Source organism: Grimontia sp. AD028, assembly GCF_000973155.1.
Classification (GTDB): Bacteria; Pseudomonadota; Gammaproteobacteria; order Enterobacterales; family Vibrionaceae; genus Enterovibrio; species Enterovibrio indicus.
In genome coordinates this window covers 1-14,516 of the sequence record NZ_LASY01000043.1, presented here as the reverse complement: position 1 = coordinate 14,516, position 14,516 = coordinate 1, and the positions used below count along the sequence as shown (strand labels likewise).

Sequence of the window (14,516 nt, the reverse complement as noted above, 5' to 3'; positions counted from 1 at the left end):
ACTATCAGAAGTATGGTCGAGGAAAAGTGAAATTTAGGTAAAACAGCGAGCTATAAATAAGAGTCTACTCTCTGCTCAAGGCGATTTTTCCTGCCAAACCGATTAAGAGAACACCTGAAGTCCCTTCAATCACACGCGAGAATCGTTGGGATTTTGCCGACGAGAACAACCAGCTTCCCACAATGGCATAAGCGAGGTTGCAAAGCGTGGCAGTGATGCAAAAGACGACGCCAAGAACCAGAAGTTGATATTCGGGGGAGGCTGCTGTCGGGTCAATAAACTGGGGAAGGAATGACAGGAAGAACAATGCGACTTTGGGATTCAACACCGCCACCATCACGCCTTGTTTGAAAACGTTAATGTTATTACCCGCATCGGAAGCTCTGATATTGATCTTCGAGTTGCCCGAAAAGAAGTTTCTCAGCGCACAAATACCTAAATACAAAAGGTAAGCGGCTCCCAAATACTTCACCGCCATAAAGGCGACAGCGGAATTGACGATAATCGCCGAAAGGCCAAACACCGCTGCGAAGGTATGCACGAAGTACCCTACACCTAAGCCTGTCGCGGCACGAAGCCCCATCTTTAGTTTTCCTGCCATGGTGTTGGACACAATATAAACCACATCCTGCCCGGGGATCAGATTGATAGAAAGTGAAGCCACCACAAACAGTAATAAGGTTTGGATTTCCATATCAGCGCCTCTGTTCGATTTTTCTGAACAAGATTGTCAAATTCAAGCGGTTAATTCTTCGACTATATCTGCTGTAACGTTAGATATCGATACCGCTGAGACACAGAAACGAGAAACTTCGCGGGAGGTTAGAAAAAGGAGACACATCAATGAATAAGACTCAACCAGTTCTGTTTTTATCGCACGGTGGTCCAACGCTGGCGATTGATAACAGTGATGCTTCCCGGTTTATGAAATCGCTGGGTGGCACACTCGACAAACCTAAAGCGATCGTCATTTTTTCAGGTCATCTCGACAGCGATGATGATGTCGTGATTAATTCCGGTGCCTCGCCTTCGGTGATCTACGACTTTTATGGCTTTCCGAAACCGCTTTATGAACTGACCTATCCTGCGCCGGGCGCACCTGATCTGGCCAACAAAATTGCAGATATGGTGTCAGCATCAGGCTACAAGGCTGTTTTAGATGAGGATTTGGGCTGGGACCACGGTGTTTGGATCCCGCTACGACTGATTTATCCCGATGCGGACATTCCGGTGGTGCAGGTATCTATCAGCAGTAAGCAAGGCGCAAAGATGAACTACGAGCTCGGCAAAGTGCTCGCGCCGCTAAGAGAAGAAAACATTTTGCTGATTGGTTCAGGGGCGATAACCCACAACCTTCGTGAAATTTTCAGCCGTCAGAAAACGCCGAATGGCTCAGCGATGGCAGAAGCATTTACGGATTGGATTGCACAAAAGCTGGTAAACAAAGACCACGAAGCGGTAGTGAATTATCTGACTGACGCACCGAATGCTCGCTTTAATCACCCAACGGATGACCATTTCCTGCCATTGCTTGCGGCGCTTGGTGCAAGCGGGGAAGATAACGCGGTACGCATTCACCAGAGCTGGCAAGATGACAAACTGCTGGCGATGGATGCGTACCGATTCGGCTGATTAGTCGCTGGTAAAATGGGACTGGTAGTACTTAGGTGTCACTGCCAGTTTCTTTTTGAAGTGACGCTGAAAATGCGCCTGATCGGAAAAGCCAAGTTCGAAAGCCACTGCTGAAATTTCTTTGCCTTCACGAAGCAGCACTTTCGCGCGTTTGATTTTTTCATCCATCAGGTAAGCATGGGGCGGCAGGCCAAAACGCTGTCTGAATGCACGAATTAACTGATAGCGGCTCATCCCCGCTTCTTCTGCCAAACTGTCGAGTTGATGGATCTCGGTGAGCTCATCCAGCATTTTTTCCCTGACTCTCAGAACATCGCCCTCACGTTGAGTTTTCTCTGCGCTCAAGCCGTGCTGCCAAAAACTGGATTCAATAAAGTCATAAAACGCCACCTGCGCCTTTAGTGGACTGTTGTCATCTATCAATGCTTCCAATAACGCTAGAAAACGGGTTTGAATGAGCGGACTGCGTTCCAAATCGTTTTTGAAAGGCGTGTAGTCCTGACTGTAACCACGGTGTGCATGTTGGAGAATGTCCCGTTGGATTTCGCCCATTTTCAGCGTATCGACGAACAACATGCTGTATGACCAGGTGTTGCCCTTTGGATTGCAGGAATGCACATCGGCGGGATTAATGGTGACGATGTCGCCGACGCGAACATCGTTGACACGATGGCGGTTTTTATAGTCAGAATGGCCTTGCTCAATAATGCCGAATGAAAACTCATCATGGGAGTGGGCTTCATAACAGGCGCGACTTTGATTGGCGACGCGCATCTCCACCCAAGGCAACAGCGTGCTTTGTTTGAACTGTGTGGTGGTGTCCTTTTTCATTGCTCGTCCCTGATTAAACCCATATAGCCGCGACAGACAATGCCAATACAATCGCCATCACTCTATTAAATTGGCGCTGATGAGCAGGGTTTTCAAGCTTGCTGGACAAAATATGTCCAAGTACAGCCCAAAAGCCGATGCTAATCAGACACACCAGCAAAGAAACGAAAGTATACATCCCCAGCCAATACACTTCGTTTTCCCTGCCAATCACATAAATACTCACGCCGGAAAAGGCATATAGCCACGCCTTTGGATTGAGAAGTTGGGTGATGGAACCTGTCCACCAACCTGATTGCGTCTGTGCGTTTTTTTCAATGGCGGAGACAGGTGCCGTGAAAATTTTGTAGGCAAGATACAAAAGAAATGCGCTGCCAAGGAGCTGCATGGCGGTTTCCAGCGAAGGGATCAACGACAGCAAACTTTGCATCACTCCGCCACACAGAATCACTACCAAGGCATACGCCAGCGAAGCCGCGATAACATGTTTAATGGCTTCTTTTAGCCCTTGGGTAATTGCAGTGCTGGTGGCGAGAATATTCACTGGGCCGGGTGTTACCGCACCGACAAAGGCAAAGGTGGTCATCGCCAGAATCAGACTGTTCATTGCTTTCTCCTTTCTAATGAAGAAGACGTTAGCAAAGCCAGAAGGGAAGTTATTGAACGATATTGCAGCGATTCATGGAAGAGAGGACAAGCAATAACCACAAGTGGGATAAATTATATACAAATATTGGTGTGCCAATATTATTTCCCGATTCGAAGAATAGACATTAATCAATTAATTGATGGAAATATAATTATTGGTCTGACTCATTTTTAAATAACTAATTCTAATCACAGAACCTATCACCAGAATTCCATTTCCCTTGAACTCCCCCAGTGGCAGTGGAAGTATGCTTTTGAGGGGTTTTTCTGCACTAGATACGAAAATCTCTCATTAAACATTGTTAATTAATTGTTTTATTTTCATTGCCTTAGTGCTTTTTTGGTGTTCTGATAAATTGCCACTATCTCAGTGTCTTTAGAAATTCTCGTTTTGAAATAATGACATTTTGCAGTATCAGATGAGGGTCTAAATGGTTACTTCTCTCGCCTTGCCAATAATATTTGGTGTCGGCTACTTCATTGTTAAAAAATATAATACCCAAGCTGTTTTATTTCTTGCCGGTTTGTTAATGATTGCACTCGGCGTCATGGACGGTGCGACTGACTTTATTCCGAAGGGGGGTAAACCAACCGGCTCGGTGATTGTCGACTTCTTCGAAGTCATCAAGGTACTTTCTTCTTCCACGCTGGCGAAGCTGGGTCTTATCATCATGGCTGTTGGCGGTTTCTCTAAGTACATGGGCCATATTGGCGCTGCCAATGCCATGGTACAAATCGCCACCAAACCGCTTTCGCACATTAAAAACCCTTATCTGGTATTGGCGATGGCTTACGTTATCGGCCAGCTCATCAACATCTTCATTCCCAGTGCAACCGGTTTGGCGCTCTTGCTGTTGGTGGCGATGTACCCTGTCTTGGTCGGCGTGGGCTGTAACCCGGCGGCAGCGGCGGCGGTTGTTGCAACCACAGGCTGTCTGGACTTGGGTCCGGCGTCTTCGGCGGCGAACAAAGCCGCAGAAGTGTCTGGTATCGATGTGGCGACCTACTTTGCAAGCTATCAGCTGCCCGTCGCTATCGTGACCATGATTGTGATTGCGGTTCTGCACTTCTTCAGCCAGCGTTATTTCGATAAGAAAGACGCGGAAAAAGGCGTGACCTATGAATTCAACATCGATGCGAAAGAGCAGCGTGAAGCGCCAAAATGGTTTGCGATCCTGCCTGTTTTACCGCTGGTGTTGTTGCTGGTATTCAGTAAGTTTGCGGTTACGAGCGTGCGAATGGACGTGGTGACGGCCATGTTTATCGCGCTGTTTGTTGCCATGGTTGCTGACTTCATTTACACCCGCGATGGCAAGCAGGTTGCGGCGTCTCTTAAAGTGTATCTGGAAGGGATGGGCAACGTGTTCACCAGCGTGGTGAGCTTGATTATCTCCGCACAGGTATTCGTGGTCGGTCTGACAACCATCGGCTTTATCGACCTGCTGTTGGGCAGCGCGGCAAACCTTGGCTTGGGCTACATGGCAATGGTGCTGATCCTGGTTGCCATTATTGTTGTGGTGACCATGCTGTCTGGCTCGGGTAACGCTTCATTTTTTAGCTTCTCTAACCTGGCACCGGATGTGGCAGCGCAAGTGGGTACTACCGCAGCACACGTTGCGATGCCTATGCAGCTGGCGGCGGGCATCATGCGTTCTGCATCACCCGTGGCGGGTGTGGTCATTGCCTGTGCGGCGACCGCAAACGTGTCGCCAATAGAACTGGCTAAACGCACCATGATCCCAATGGTGGGTGGTCTGGTGACGGCGTTGGTTTGTTCGCAATTCCTTGTTTAGACATCAACGCTAACCAATAACGATAATTTTACTGAGGCTGTGGGCGAATTGTTCATGGCCTCAGTGGTATGGAATGAAGAGAAAAATGAATATCGTCGACCGATTTTTGCAATACACCCGCATCAATACCACCACTAGCCGTGAGAAAGGCGCGGCGGGCATCATGCCGTCGTCTGATGGTCAAATGGAACTGGCACGCCTGATCAAATCCGAACTTGAAGCGCTGGGTTTGGTGGATATCGAACTGCGTGATACCGCCATTCTGACCGCGACCTTGCCTTCCAACTTGCCCGCGGAGCAGAAAGACAAGGTTAAAACCGTATCCTTCTTTGCGCACCTTGATACCAGTGCAGAACAAACCAACGACACCAAAGCAAAAATTGTCAGCTACGAAGGCGGGGACATCTGCCTGAACGAAGCGCGGGGCATTACCCTGAAATTGGCAGAGTTTCCGGAACTGGGGAATTATGTCGGCGATGACATCTTGGTAACAGACGGTACAAGCCTGTTGGGCGCCGACGACAAAGCAGCGATTGCTGCGATTATGGATGCGGTAAGCTACCTCGTCGCTAACCCTGAGATACCGCATGGTGACGTGAAAGTGGCCTTCGTGCCAGATGAGGAACAAGGCCTTCGTGGTGCTAAAGCGTTTGATGCAGAGGCATTTGGCGCTGATTTTGGCTACACCCTGGATTGCTGCGGTATTGGCGAGTTTGTGCATGAAAACTGGAATGCGGGTGATGTGGTTGTCACCTTCACAGGCCAGTCTGCCCATCCCATGTCTGCCAAGGGTAAGTTGAAAAACTCGCTTTTGATGGCACACAAGTTCATCAGCATGCTGCCGGAAGGCGAAGCGCCGCAATATACCGAAGGCACGGAAGGTTACTACTGGGTGAAGGAGATGTCCGGTAACAGCGCGAAAACCGTACTGAAAATGGACGTGCGTGATTTTACCAAAGATGGTTATCAAACCCGCATGAACTTCCTGAAAAACCTTGCTGAAAGCTGTGGCGCTTTATGGGGTGAAGGAAGCGTTTCCATTACGCTGGCAGATCGCTATGAGAACGTGGCAAACAGCCTGGAAGGTGATGCTGGCTTCCCGATTGATATTGCCAGGCGGGCATACGCGCGCAACGATATCGAGATGAAAGCTATTCCGATGCGTGGCGGTTATGACGGTGCAGTGCTTTCCCAGAAGGGGTTGCCATGCCCGAACATTTTCACTGGCGCGCATAATTTCCATTCGATATACGAATACTTGCCAGTGAAGTCACTGAAAGCTGCCAGTTCTGTGGTAGTGGAAGTTATCAAGATCACAGCTGAACACGATTAAACGGACACAAGCTTAGAAGAAAGGCGAGCCAGATGGTTCGCCTTTTTATTGCTCTTAATCCTTGGTATCAGGCGGAGTAACAGCGCAGGAAGGTTTGTCTTTATCAAGCTCAGAAGACGCGCAGCAACTACTCTTGATTGGCTTGCGGGAAAATACCACCCCAATCGCCAGCAAAATGATACACGCCAGAAAAATAATCACGGTAAGAACCAAAGTCATGACTTAACCTTTTTTCGCTTCTTTTTTTTACAGTGTTCGCGATTTTTCGGTTTTCCACAACGATTAATCCAGTAAGCTGTCGTTGCCTTTTATTTTCTCTAGGTTATCGCTCCAAAGTTATATCCCGTTTTCTGTAATAAATGCGTACAGGCCTTCTCATATATAAGAACGCTAAAATAACATTTTTTACACCATGAAAATCACTGTGTTGACCTCCCTGAAACGTAGTGGATATGCTGGTTTTTTGGCGGATTTCTAAACAGTAATTCATCTCTTACTTATTGTTTATAAATAATTTTTAAACCGAATCAAATCATGAGGCCGATAGACAGCTAAAGAGCAACGGTGATGTCTATTTGAATAGTGTATGAATGTGGAAGCGCGATTTGCATTGTCGTAGTCGAAAATTTTAATAACCCTGTATGAATTGTTGGCTATTGTTAAAAATGTTACTTGTGGGGGAATAAGGGTACGACCTTGAGCAGAAAAATACTGGTCGTAGAGGACAGTCGCGCTTTTAGAAATTATTTGAATCAAATCTTAACTCATGCAGGTTATGAGATTCTTTTGGCTGAAAGTTACGACGCCGCAGAAACGATCTTAAAATCAGAACCAAACCTATTATGCGCCGTGTTGGATTATTGTTTACCAGACGCCCAAGACGGTGAAATTATTGACCTCTTGTTGGAGAAAAATGAGAGAGTCATTGTTCTTACGGCCATGTTTCAGGATGACATCCGTGAGAAAATGCTGGCGAAAGGGGTGCTGGACTACATTCTGAAAGACAGCATGGTGTCAGTCTCTTATCTATTGCCACTGATTCAGCGCCTGACGAACAATCAACGACATAAATGCCTGGTCGTGGATGATTCGATGACGGTTCGCCATCACTTGGTGCACTTGTTAGAGCACCAGTATATTCAAACGTTGCAAGCGGAGAATGGACTACAAGCGCTTGAACTTATTCAACAGCATCCGGATATTACCTTGGTACTCACTGATCACGATATGCCCGTTAAAGACGGGATCTCCATGATTCATGAAGTCCGCCAAAAGATTGATAAAAACCAATTGGCGATACTTGGAATTTCCGGAAGCGATGCCAACACTCTCACTGCCCGCTTTCTAAAAGCGGGTGCCAATGACTTCCTTAAAAAGCCTTTTAACCAAGAAGAGTTCTACTGCCGTGTTCATCAGGTTCTTGAGATGAAAGAGGCCAATTCAGACCTATTCCGAATGGCAAATCAGGATGCGTTAACTGGGTTGTGGAACCGTAGGTTTCTATTTGGAGAAGCGTCTGGCTGTAACGAGAGAATACGTAACATCGCCATGTTGGATATCGATTTCTTTAAGAAGGTCAACGATAACTATGGTCATGATGTCGGCGATGCCACGATTGTCATGGTGGCAAACATTCTAAAAATTTATTTTCCGAATGAGGTGGTGGCGCGATTTGGAGGGGAGGAGTTTTGTATTCAGGCTGATGGTCAATTCGAAGACTTTGTCGCCAGTTTAGAAAAAATGCGCCAACGCATTGAGAGAACGCCAATACCGCACCAACAGGAAAATATACAGGTGACCATCAGTATTGGCGTTTCAAATGTGATGGGGAATCTTGACCAACAAATCAAAGTCGCCGATGACCGACTGTATGAAGCGAAGGGTAATGGGCGTAACCAAGTGGTGTACCAATAAACTCAAGGCTTTAACAACTGCCAAGCCTGCGGAGAGCTTTATCTTCAGGTCATTTGGGATACGAAAAAGAAGTGGTTTGCTCAGCGCGGGTAAACCACCTCAAACCTCTCTAACACCAACAGCATATCCTCTTTCATTTCGATACCCAGTTCTTCGCATTCCTTGCTGAAGAAGTTCCAATGGGCTTCCCGCCACCACGCGTAGCTTTTGTCTCCCTCACCTTCTGAAGCAGCAAATTCCGCGGTGACTTCATTAAACGGGCAATCGGAAACGTCAGTGATTTCGATAATGCAGTGTGGATTGCCATACCAATCGGTCACAACATGCAGGTGACCGACTTGTGGGCGTTCTTCACCTTCTTGGCTGTACCAAAGCTCCATGCTACAACTTGCGCGTTTTTCGCCTTTCTTAATCAGTTCCGCACACGTATTGGCGTTGTGTTCGTCGGCGCAGAAATAGTCTGCTGAAAAGCTGATGTAGTTGGCACGTTGTTCCGGGGAAAGAGTATCTAGGAATGCGTTAAGGTAGTGTTGAGAGCGAGTGTCCATTTCATCTGTATCTTGAGTCGTTAGAGACACTATTTTGCGGCTAGGGTATTGATAAGTCATGCTGTGTTTGAGCTTCTCTCGGTAATGGTCACACTGTTCCCTCTTATCGTCTGCTATGCTGGCGAAAACAACAGCCGGAGTAACACCATGAAAAAGATTAAGCATGAGGCACAGTTGCTCAAAAAAGCGCTCCAGATTGGTGAGCAATACGCCCGTAAACGTGGCTTCGCTACCTTCGATGAGGGGACGTCGAATAAAATAAAAATTGAGTGCATTTACAGGTTGTTAGTCGAAGATAAGGTGTTAACGCCTCTCGCGTCAGACAAAGAAGATGGGCCAAACATGAAGCATAAACTGGTGCTTTGGATCCATAAGCAGCTTCCTGAAGGGCATCCTTTACTTCAGGACTGATCGGTTGACTTCTCAGATTGCGTAGCGAGAAATAAGGAATAAAAAAGCGAGCTAGTTATGAAGAAAACAGCGTTGATATACGGTGCATTGGGACTTATCCCGTTCATTGCTTTCGGCATTTTACTCCCTGTCTGGCCGGATGCCTGGCAGCATGGGCTGGTGTATGCCTTCAATAGCTACAGTGCAATGATTCTGGCATTCCTTTCGGGGGCCGTGTGGGGTATGACCATCAGCGGCGCAAGACCGGACAAACCAACCAACGGCTTAACGGTAGGTATCGTATTTTCACTGGTGGCAGTCGGTGCATTGCTGATGCCGTTGCCTTATTCCATCTATTTATTGATTGTGTCGTTTGCCGTGCTGTTTATTCTGGAAGTGGTGCTGATGTTCAAAGGGGTTTATCCCTTCTGGTACACCATGATGCGAGCCTTGTTGACGGCAGTGGTGGTGGTTTGCCACATCTTCCTACTTTATTGGCTCAACGATCTTAGCGTGATGTCAGTGCCGATGGAGCAGGTTTAATCGCATCAATCGTGAAGCTCGAATACAAAAAAAGCGCCCTGGGGCGCTTTTTTTAGTGTTGGAGGTGAAGAATGTAAAGACCTTAGTCTTCCAGATCATCCTGCCAAGGCATTTCTGGCAGCATATCCAAGTGTTCTTCGTAGCGCTTGAGATTGAATTCCCCTTCGCCTTTTGCCACGTCATAAATCTCAACCATCAGTGCGCAGGCGATGTATTCCAGCGCTTCCTCTTGTGTTGAGCCCGTCATGCGAAGACGCATCAGCGTTTCTTTCACTTTCTTCGGGTTGTTGTCAGCCAATTGGTTTTCAACGATCTCAATCAGATTCTCACTGGTCAGGATATCGTCATCATTCATGTTTTTACGCCTTGCGTTAGAGTCGAGATTACGGCGTATGTTAAGCGAAATAATGTGTCTTTCACAGGGCTTTCCAATGTCAGAAAGAAAGTGCCATGCGCCAGTGAGACAGTAAATTTCAGTATTGGGGTCATACTGGAAGTTAGGGGTCATACAGGCATTGAGATCCAGTTAGCAGGGATAACGCGATGAAGAACAACGCTACCCGCACCGAGCGGGACAGTATGGGTGTGGTCGATGTGCCGCAGAATGCGCTCTATCAAGCGCAGACTCAACGTGCAGTGGATAATTTCAACGTTAGCGGACGCACCATGCCGGTGCCATTTATCCAAGCACTGGCGATGGTGAAATACTGTGCTGCCAGTATCAACAGCAGTCTGGGGTTGCTTGACCCACAGATCGCTGAGGCGATAACCGAGAGTTGTGATGAAGTCATCGCGGGTGATCACCTGCAGCATTTTCCGGTCGACGTGTTCCAGACTGGCTCAGGCACCAGTTCCAACATGAACATGAATGAAGTCGTTGCCACACTGTCAGCCATTAAATGTGGGATGGCGGTGTCACCGAATGATCATGTGAACATGAGTCAAAGCAGTAATGATTCCGTTCCGACCGCCATTCAAATCAGCACTGTCCTTGAAGTAGAAAGCCGCCTGTTGCCAGCCATTTCGGTATTGATGGATGCCATCAGCGTGAAAGAAGATGAGATTGGGCACATCGTCAAAACAGGTCGCACCCATTTGATGGATGCCATGCCCGTCACCTTTGGGCAAGAACTGGAGGCTTGGCGACATCAATTCGAAGGCTGCTACGAAGGCGTTGTATTCAGTCTGAAAGGGATGAAGAAACTGGCTCAGGGTGGCACGGCAGTAGGAACTGGTGTGAATGCACACCCGCAGTTTGCTGCGCTGTTTGCAACCGAAGTGTCTGCGCTCACCGGTATCCGGTTTGAAGCCAACCCGCACCCCTTTAACGCCATGGGAAGTCTGGATGCGACCATGGCACTTTCGGGTCAGCTGAGGAATCTGGCAGTGGCGTTGATGAAAGTGAGTAATGACTTACGCTGGATGAACTCTGGCCCCTTGGCTGGGCTGGGAGAAATTGAGCTTGAAGGCTTGCAACCTGGTTCGTCTATCATGCCGGGGAAAGTAAACCCAGTCATTCCTGAGTCAACCGCTATGGTGGCTGCACAGGTGATGGGGAATGACACAACATTGGGTCTGGCTGGCCAGTCAGGGCATTTCGAGCTGAACGTCATGCTACCGCTGGTGGCAGATAAGCTGTTAGAGAGCATCAACCTGCTTTCAAATGGCTTAACCATGCTTGCTACAAAAGCGATTTCTAGCTTCAAAGTCAGAGAGAATGAAGTAGAAGCCGTATTGGCGAGAAACCCGATTTTGGTAACGGCATTGAACCCGGTGATCGGTTATGCCAAAGCGGCAGCGATTGCCAAAAAAGCGTATGCCGAGAATCGTCCGATTATTGATGTGGCGGAAGAAGAAACTGAGTTGTCGCGCGAAAAACTTGAAGCGTTATTGGATCCTTATCTTCTGACCCGCGGCGGCATTGCTGATCGTTGATGCCTACTTACGCGATCTCAGTCCGGTTTCTTCCGCCATGCTTGGCTTGGTAAAGCAGGCCGTCTGCGCGACCCAGAAGGGCATCTTTAGACTCAGGTGATTGATACACGGCGGCGCCAATACTGATGGTGACACTCAGTTCAAACTCCTGATAACTGACAATATGGTTTTCGCAGCGCAGGCGTAAACGTTCGAGTGCCTTGAGTGCCTGCTCTTCGTTGCTGCTGGGAAATAGGATGGCAAACTCTTCACCGCCAATCCGCGCAACCAAATCTGAATCGCGCATTTCTTCTTGCATTAGTAAGGCGATTTCCATTAACACCACATCACCCACCGCATGCCCATAGGTGTCATTCACTACTTTGAAATGATCAACATCGATCATGGCGACCACCAATTTTCCCTGATTCTGGGCAGCATCTTCAAACTGTTTCGCAAGTTCAGGGAAAAACGCATAGCGGTTTGGAAGTCCGGTCAGTTGGTCAGTATTGGCTTTGGTTTGCCATTTATCCCGCGAACGTGAAACCACGTTCAATCGTCGCACGTGAAGGCCAATAGCTAACGGCATGATCACACTCATTAGCACATAGGTCATCAACGAAGCATGGCCTTCCACCTTGTCAGGCAAATCAAAGGGGCCGAGATTGTAGGGGGCAATGGTGGTGACGATGATGCCCATACCAAAAAGGGCAGCTAACGACGCCAGTTCTTCCCCTTTAAAGGCCAATATAACGGGGATGACAGGTGCAACAAATATCAGTCCCGGTGCGCTGCCAACAAAAGCAAGAACGGTTAACCCTAGATAGGAGATGATTGCCAGCAAAGCGTTTCGCGTAAATTGCTGCAAAGGCTTCCTTTCGAGTCGCCAGAGTTGATAGAAAGGTGCGACCAGCAGAATGCCAAGGGCATAGGTCGATGTGAGTTCGTAAAGGTCGTAAAAGTAGTTGCCGTCACCCGTGTAACCACCGTACAGCGAATCGGATGCAGTAACGAGTGCCACGAGAAAGCCCGGCAGAATACACACTTGCAGTACGTAGTGTTTCAGCGTTTCAAACCGAACGCCGCTACCTATGAACAGCCTTTCCCAGATTTGCGCTGAAAGGTAACAGGCCATGGGCGTGATGGCGCCAGTGATCAGCGCAGGTGCGAGAGGCGCGCTCGGATCCCAGCGGTAAATCGCCAGACCAAAAGCCAATGTGGAAGCTGCAATCAACGCGACGAGGGTGCGAATGCCGCCATAGAGGCAGCCAATCATCCCAATTCCGGAGGCAATGCTCACCTGGGCGATATTCGCATCATGAAGATTAAATGGCGTTGTGCCGGTAAAGGTGGCAACAAAGAAAATGAATATGACGATCGCTGACCATGCCGATGAACCTCTTGTCATGAATCAACTACTCCACGTGCTAATAAGTGTGCAATGCTTTCCCAGCAAGGAAATGGTTATCAAATTGAATTGTTTCATTATAAGAACCTTCAAGCTCGCAAAGTGTGGCTTTAGTGCGAAAACATCATGAAAAGTAGGGAATTATTTGAACTTGATGAGGTTGTGTATGGGAAGTTATGCAGAAGCTGCTTAGTCTGTCTGGTAATAAAAGGGCGCCCACCAAAGTGAGGGCGCCTCGTTATTTGTGCCGATATTCTTACTTCTCTTTAGCGAGAGCCACGGCATTGATGCAGTAACGCAAACGGGTTGGAAGTGGTCCATCTGGGAACACATGCCCAAGGTGCGCGTCACACACATTGCAGGTGACTTCGACCCGCGTCATACCATGAGAAATATCCATGTTGTAGGCCACCACGTTGTCTTCGAGTGGTGCAGTGAAAGAAGGCCAGCCTGTGCCTGAGTCAAACTTCTCATTCGCGTTGAACAGCCGTTCGCCGCAGCACACACAGGTGTAAATGCCCGGTTCAAACAGGCCGCACATTTCAGAACTGAAAGGGCGTTCGGTGCCGTGTTTGCGGGTCACGTAAAACTGCTCTTGGCTTAGCTCGGCCTGCCACTCCACCTCTGATTTTTCAACCCGGCGGGGTGGAACAGGGTTGCCATTTTTGGCAGTGGTAATCACAGAATCCCAGTTAAGCATAATCGTTACCTTATCGTAGTTTTTGAGCGACCAACATGGAGAAAGTCCACGTTAGTGGAGTAATTGACCGCAAGTACCAGAAATTAATTTCATCTCACCAATTAGGCGGCGTTTTAGTGTGCGTGTACTAAGGTTGAACCATGGCTTTAGAACATTACATTCCTCAACCCAAATACCTTGAGATGGCGGCGACCTTGCTCCGTCGAAGCTTGGTATGGCTGGCTTTTCCCTTGTTCCTGCTTTCTGGCTGCGCGTCGAATAACACTAGATCAGATACGCTGGTGGATTTTTCTCAGATCAAAGATGATCAAGTGATGGTAGTGGGGGAAATATCGATAATCCCTGCCGTGATAGCGCAAGATCTTAAGCAAGAGACTGATACTTTTAAGCCTTTCGCGAACGAAAGGGTACTTTTGTGGCTTTCTGCCGATGTGGGAAACAACGGAGAAAGCATAGGCATATTGGCTGACTGGGGTCAGCCCTTCTATTTTGCGTTGCCCAGGCAAACTATGCAGGTAACGGAACTTGAGCGCGCAAAGGGGGAAGTCGATGAGCTTGCTTACTTGCCCTTAGCCTTTCCTGAAGTGATGAAGTATCTGGTGCGCGTTGATGACAGAGCCATTTACATTGGCAATCTCAGGCTCTACGTGGACGAGTTTGATCAGATAGTGGCATTGGAAGTGGTCGATGAGTCCGTGTCAGCCGTTGCGGCATTCCAACGTAGGTTTGGTACATCAGTTCGGCCACGCGTCTCGCTGATGGCCGAGGAAGCCTACTTTCGTTAGGGGCTGTTGACCTTTGGTGATGATTTTTGCAGCAGTTTGTGGGGGTTTTATGCAAGGCAGAGGCTTCGATGTGTAGC

At 48.1% G+C, this 14,516-nt stretch carries 16 protein-coding genes; 8 read left to right on the top strand and 8 right to left on the bottom strand.

Going from position 1 to position 14,516, the window contains the following annotated elements; translation table 11 throughout:
- Window positions 1-64 precede the first annotated feature (64 nt).
- Window positions 65-694 carry a LysE family translocator gene (locus tag RN22_RS10515; protein ID WP_046304240.1) on the bottom strand — a complete coding sequence of 210 codons (630 nt, stop codon included), beginning with the start codon at window positions 692-694 and terminating at the stop codon, window positions 65-67.
- Window positions 695-843: 149 nt separating this feature from the next.
- On the opposite strand from RN22_RS10515, the gene RN22_RS10510 reads away from it, so the two are divergent.
- On the top strand, window positions 844-1,632 hold the full coding sequence (locus tag RN22_RS10510; protein WP_046304239.1) for a class III extradiol ring-cleavage dioxygenase: 789 nt from the start codon (window positions 844-846) through the stop codon (window positions 1,630-1,632).
- Here RN22_RS10510 and RN22_RS10505 read toward each other — a convergent pair whose 3' ends face one another.
- The gene (locus tag RN22_RS10505; protein ID WP_046304238.1) at window positions 1,633-2,463 is read right to left on the bottom strand and encodes an AraC family transcriptional regulator; all 831 of its coding nucleotides are present in this window, start codon (window positions 2,461-2,463) and stop codon (window positions 1,633-1,635) included.
- Window positions 2,464-2,476: 13 nt separating this feature from the next.
- Window positions 2,477-3,070 (bottom strand): LysE family translocator, encoded by a 594-nt coding sequence (locus tag RN22_RS10500; protein ID WP_046304237.1) that lies wholly within the window; start codon window positions 3,068-3,070, stop codon window positions 2,477-2,479.
- 472 nt (window positions 3,071-3,542) lie between these two features.
- Here RN22_RS10500 and dcuC point away from each other — a divergent pair, with 472 nt between their 5' ends.
- Together dcuC and pepT are read left to right on the top strand one after the other, a co-directional pair.
- A complete protein-coding gene (dcuC, locus tag RN22_RS10495) occupies window positions 3,543-4,904 on the top strand; it encodes a C4-dicarboxylate transporter DcuC (RefSeq protein ID WP_046304236.1) in 1,362 nt (453 codons plus the stop codon).
- 85 nt (window positions 4,905-4,989) lie between these two features.
- On the top strand, window positions 4,990-6,237 hold the full coding sequence (gene pepT / locus RN22_RS10490) for a peptidase T (protein ID WP_046304235.1): 1,248 nt from the start codon (window positions 4,990-4,992) through the stop codon (window positions 6,235-6,237).
- Between the two features lie 54 nt (window positions 6,238-6,291).
- Here the strand turns inward: pepT and RN22_RS25130 are convergent, their stop codons facing one another.
- Window positions 6,292-6,456 carry a hypothetical protein gene (locus RN22_RS25130; protein ID WP_197076283.1) on the bottom strand — a complete coding sequence of 55 codons (165 nt, stop codon included), beginning with the start codon at window positions 6,454-6,456 and terminating at the stop codon, window positions 6,292-6,294.
- Between the two features lie 477 nt (window positions 6,457-6,933).
- Here RN22_RS25130 and RN22_RS10485 point away from each other — a divergent pair, with 477 nt between their 5' ends.
- Window positions 6,934-8,151: a diguanylate cyclase gene (locus RN22_RS10485; protein WP_046304234.1), complete on the top strand. Its 1,218-nt coding sequence runs from the start codon at window positions 6,934-6,936 to the stop codon at window positions 8,149-8,151.
- Between the two features lie 80 nt (window positions 8,152-8,231).
- Here RN22_RS10485 and RN22_RS10480 read toward each other — a convergent pair whose 3' ends face one another.
- Window positions 8,232-8,699 (bottom strand): ASCH domain-containing protein, encoded by a 468-nt coding sequence (locus RN22_RS10480; protein ID WP_046304233.1) that lies wholly within the window; start codon window positions 8,697-8,699, stop codon window positions 8,232-8,234.
- A 147-nt stretch (window positions 8,700-8,846) separates the two neighbouring features.
- On the opposite strand from RN22_RS10480, the gene RN22_RS10475 reads away from it, so the two are divergent.
- Both RN22_RS10475 and RN22_RS10470 read left to right on the top strand, forming a co-directional pair.
- Window positions 8,847-9,110, top strand: a complete 264-nt coding sequence (locus RN22_RS10475; RefSeq protein WP_039850626.1) for a DUF5062 family protein — start codon at window positions 8,847-8,849, stop codon at window positions 9,108-9,110.
- Between the two features lie 57 nt (window positions 9,111-9,167).
- On the top strand, window positions 9,168-9,632 hold the full coding sequence (locus RN22_RS10470) for a DUF3429 domain-containing protein (protein WP_046304232.1): 465 nt from the start codon (window positions 9,168-9,170) through the stop codon (window positions 9,630-9,632).
- Window positions 9,633-9,714: 82 nt separating this feature from the next.
- On the opposite strand, the gene RN22_RS10465 is transcribed toward RN22_RS10470, so the two are convergent.
- Window positions 9,715-9,987 carry a hypothetical protein gene (locus tag RN22_RS10465; RefSeq protein WP_002542441.1) on the bottom strand — a complete coding sequence of 91 codons (273 nt, stop codon included), beginning with the start codon at window positions 9,985-9,987 and terminating at the stop codon, window positions 9,715-9,717.
- A 188-nt stretch (window positions 9,988-10,175) separates the two neighbouring features.
- On the opposite strand from RN22_RS10465, the gene RN22_RS10460 reads away from it, so the two are divergent.
- Window positions 10,176-11,567: a lyase family protein gene (locus tag RN22_RS10460; protein WP_046304231.1), complete on the top strand. Its 1,392-nt coding sequence runs from the start codon at window positions 10,176-10,178 to the stop codon at window positions 11,565-11,567.
- Between the two features lie 7 nt (window positions 11,568-11,574).
- Here RN22_RS10460 and RN22_RS10455 read toward each other — a convergent pair whose 3' ends face one another.
- Entirely contained in the window at window positions 11,575-12,954 is a 1,380-nt protein-coding gene (locus RN22_RS10455; protein ID WP_046304230.1) for a sensor domain-containing diguanylate cyclase, read from the bottom strand.
- 256 nt (window positions 12,955-13,210) lie between these two features.
- Window positions 13,211-13,654, bottom strand: a complete 444-nt coding sequence (msrB, locus tag RN22_RS10450) for a peptide-methionine (R)-S-oxide reductase MsrB (protein WP_002542438.1) — start codon at window positions 13,652-13,654, stop codon at window positions 13,211-13,213.
- A 140-nt stretch (window positions 13,655-13,794) separates the two neighbouring features.
- On the opposite strand from msrB, the gene RN22_RS10445 reads away from it, so the two are divergent.
- Complete coding sequence (locus RN22_RS10445) at window positions 13,795-14,439, top strand: hypothetical protein (protein ID WP_046304229.1); 645 nt, start codon at window positions 13,795-13,797, stop codon at window positions 14,437-14,439.
- The last annotated feature ends 77 nt before the right edge of the window (window positions 14,440-14,516 follow it).

Coding starts and splice junctions, on each gene's coding strand:
- RN22_RS10515 (WP_046304240.1), bottom strand. CDS start 694: ATGGAAATCCAAACCTTATTACTGTTTGTGGTGGCTTCACTTTCTATC.
- RN22_RS10510 (WP_046304239.1), top strand. CDS start 844: ATGAATAAGACTCAACCAGTTCTGTTTTTATCGCACGGTGGTCCAACG.
- RN22_RS10505 (WP_046304238.1), bottom strand. CDS start 2,463: ATGAAAAAGGACACCACCACACAGTTCAAACAAAGCACGCTGTTGCCT.
- RN22_RS10500 (WP_046304237.1), bottom strand. CDS start 3,070: ATGAACAGTCTGATTCTGGCGATGACCACCTTTGCCTTTGTCGGTGCG.
- dcuC (WP_046304236.1), top strand. CDS start 3,543: ATGGTTACTTCTCTCGCCTTGCCAATAATATTTGGTGTCGGCTACTTC.
- pepT (WP_046304235.1), top strand. CDS start 4,990: ATGAATATCGTCGACCGATTTTTGCAATACACCCGCATCAATACCACC.
- RN22_RS25130 (WP_197076283.1), bottom strand. CDS start 6,456: ATGACTTTGGTTCTTACCGTGATTATTTTTCTGGCGTGTATCATTTTG.
- RN22_RS10480 (WP_046304233.1), bottom strand. CDS start 8,699: ATGGACACTCGCTCTCAACACTACCTTAACGCATTCCTAGATACTCTT.
- RN22_RS10475 (WP_039850626.1), top strand. CDS start 8,847: ATGAAAAAGATTAAGCATGAGGCACAGTTGCTCAAAAAAGCGCTCCAG.
- RN22_RS10470 (WP_046304232.1), top strand. CDS start 9,168: ATGAAGAAAACAGCGTTGATATACGGTGCATTGGGACTTATCCCGTTC.
- RN22_RS10465 (WP_002542441.1), bottom strand. CDS start 9,987: ATGAATGATGACGATATCCTGACCAGTGAGAATCTGATTGAGATCGTT.
- RN22_RS10460 (WP_046304231.1), top strand. CDS start 10,176: ATGAAGAACAACGCTACCCGCACCGAGCGGGACAGTATGGGTGTGGTC.
- RN22_RS10455 (WP_046304230.1), bottom strand. CDS start 12,954: ATGACAAGAGGTTCATCGGCATGGTCAGCGATCGTCATATTCATTTTC.
- msrB (WP_002542438.1), bottom strand. CDS start 13,654: ATGCTTAACTGGGATTCTGTGATTACCACTGCCAAAAATGGCAACCCT.
- RN22_RS10445 (WP_046304229.1), top strand. CDS start 13,795: ATGGCTTTAGAACATTACATTCCTCAACCCAAATACCTTGAGATGGCG.